Here is a 2,608-nt window from a genome sequence, read left to right as displayed (position 1 = left end):
GGGTGACTGCGTACCTTTTGTATAATGGGTCAGCGACTTATATTCTGTAGCAAGGTTAACCGAATAGGGGAGCCGTAGGGAAACCGAGTCTTAACTGGGCGAATGAGTTGCAGGGTATAGACCCGAAACCCGGTGATCTAGCCATGGGCAGGTTGAAGGTTGGGTAACACTAACTGGAGGACCGAACCGACTAATGTTGAAAAATTAGCGGATGACTTGTGGCTGGGGGTGAAAGGCCAATCAAACCGGGAGATAGCTGGTTCTCCCCGAAAGCTATTTAGGTAGCGCCTCGTGAACTCATCTTCGGGGGTAGAGCACTGTTTCGGCTAGGGGGTCATCCCGACTTACCAACCCGATGCAAACTACGAATACCGAAGAATGTTATCACGGGAGACACACGGCGGGTGCTAACGTTCGTCGTGAAGAGGGAAACAACCCAGACCGCCAGCTAAGGTCCCAAAGTCATGGTTAAGTGGGAAACGAAGTGGGAAGGCTCAGACAGCCAGGATGTTGGCTTAGAAGCAGCCATCATTTAAAGAAAGCGTAATAGCTCACTGGTCGAGTCGGCCTGCGCGGAAGATGTAACGGGGCTAAACCATGCACCGAAGCTGCGGCAGCGACATGTAGATGTTGTTGGGTAGGGGAGCGTTCTGTAAGCCTGTGAAGGTGTGCTGCGAGGCATGCTGGAGGTATCAGAAGTGCGAATGCTGACATAAGTAACGATAATGCGGGTGAAAAACCCGCACGCCGGAAGACCAAGGGTTCCTGTCCAACGTTAATCGGGGCAGGGTGAGTCGACCCCTAAGGCGAGGCAGAAATGCGTAGTCGATGGGAAACAGGTTAATATTCCTGTACTGGTGATAATTGCGATGGGGGGACGGAGAAGGCTAGGCTGGCCGGGCGACGGTTGTCCCGGTTTAAGGATGTAGGTGGGCGAATTAGGCAAATCCGGTTCGCTATACACTGAGGTCTGATGACGAGTCACTACGGTGGCGAAGTAGCTCATGCCCCGCTTCCAGGAAAAGCCTCTAAGCTCTAGATTATCATTAATCGTACCCCAAACCGACACAGGTGGTCAGGTAGAGAATACTCAGGCGCTTGAGAGAACTCGGGTGAAGGAACTAGGCAAAATGGTGCCGTAACTTCGGGAGAAGGCACGCTGGCATTAGGTGAAGTGGTTTACCCATGGAGCTGAAGCCAGTCGCAGATACCAGCTGGCTGCAACTGTTTATTAAAAACACAGCACTGTGCAAACACGAAAGTGGACGTATACGGTGTGACGCCTGCCCGGTGCTGGAAGGTTAATTGATGGGGTTATCCGTAAGGAGAAGCTCTTGATCGAAGCCCCAGTAAACGGCGGCCGTAACTATAACGGTCCTAAGGTAGCGAAATTCCTTGTCGGGTAAGTTCCGACCTGCACGAATGGCGTAATGATGGCCAGGCTGTCTCCACCCGAGACTCAGTGAAATTGAACTCGCTGTGAAGATGCAGTGTACCCGCGGCAAGACGGAAAGACCCCGTGAACCTTTACTATAGCTTGACACTGAACATTGAGCCTTGATGTGTAGGATAGGTGGGAGGCTTTGAAGTGTGGACGCCAGTCTGCATGGAGCCAACCTTGAAATACCACCCTTTAATGTTTGATGTTCTAACGTAGCCCCGTGATCCGGGGTGCGGACAGTGTCTGGTGGGTAGTTTGACTGGGGCGGTCTCCTCCCAAAGCGTAACGGAGGAGCACGAAGGTTGGCTAAGCATGGTCGGACATCATGCGGTTAGTGCAAAGGCATAAGCCAGCTTGACTGCGAGAGTGACGGCTCGAGCAGGTACGAAAGTAGGTCTTAGTGATCCGGTGGTTCTGAATGGAAGGGCCATCGCTCAACGGATAAAAGGTACTCCGGGGATAACAGGCTGATACCGCCCAAGAGTTCATATCGACGGCGGTGTTTGGCACCTCGATGTCGGCTCATCACATCCTGGGGCTGAAGTAGGTCCCAAGGGTATGGCTGTTCGCCATTTAAAGTGGTACGCGAGCTGGGTTTAGAACGTCGTGAGACAGTTCGGTCCCTATCTGCCGTGGGCGTTGGAAGATTGAAAGGGGCTGCTCCTAGTACGAGAGGACCGGAGTGGACGCACCGCTGGTGTTCGGGTTGTCATGCCAATGGCACTGCCCGGTAGCTAAGTGCGGAAGAGATAACCGCTGAAAGCATCTAAGCGGGAAACTTGCCTTGAGATGAGTCTTCCCTGACTCTTTAAGGGTCCTAAAGGAACGTTTAAGACGAAGACGTTGATAGGCTGGGTGTGTAAGCGTAGCGATACGTTGAGCTAACCAGTACTAATGAACCGTGAGGCTTAACCTGACAACACCGAAGGTGTTTTAGAGAGACGATTGTTGAAGCGCACGAGAGAGTGGTGCGAAAAAATCAGCTTGTTCAAGATTGCAGTTCTGGTTTGCGGTGTAGACGCGAACGGGAACGAAACCGAATTTGTCTGGCGGCAATAGCGCGGTGGTCCCACCTGACCCCATGCCGAACTCAGCAGTGAAACGCCGTAGCGCCGATGGTAGTGTGGGGTCTCCCCATGTGAGAGTAGGGAACTGCCAGACATCAAA

At 52.7% G+C, this 2,608-nt stretch carries 2 rRNA genes; both read left to right on the top strand.

The features are described 5' to 3' along the window. Window positions 1–2,357, top strand: a 23S ribosomal RNA gene (locus PR675_RS20300); the annotation flags it as partial. Window positions 2,358–2,486: 129 nt separating this feature from the next. Beyond that, window positions 2,487–2,602 (top strand): 5S ribosomal RNA (rrf, locus tag PR675_RS20295). The last annotated feature ends 6 nt before the right edge of the window (window positions 2,603–2,608 follow it).

This window comes from Providencia sp. PROV261, from assembly GCF_028477945.1.
Classification (GTDB): domain Bacteria; phylum Pseudomonadota; class Gammaproteobacteria; order Enterobacterales; family Enterobacteriaceae; genus Providencia; species Providencia stuartii.
This window is presented reverse-complemented; position numbering and strand designations above follow the sequence as displayed.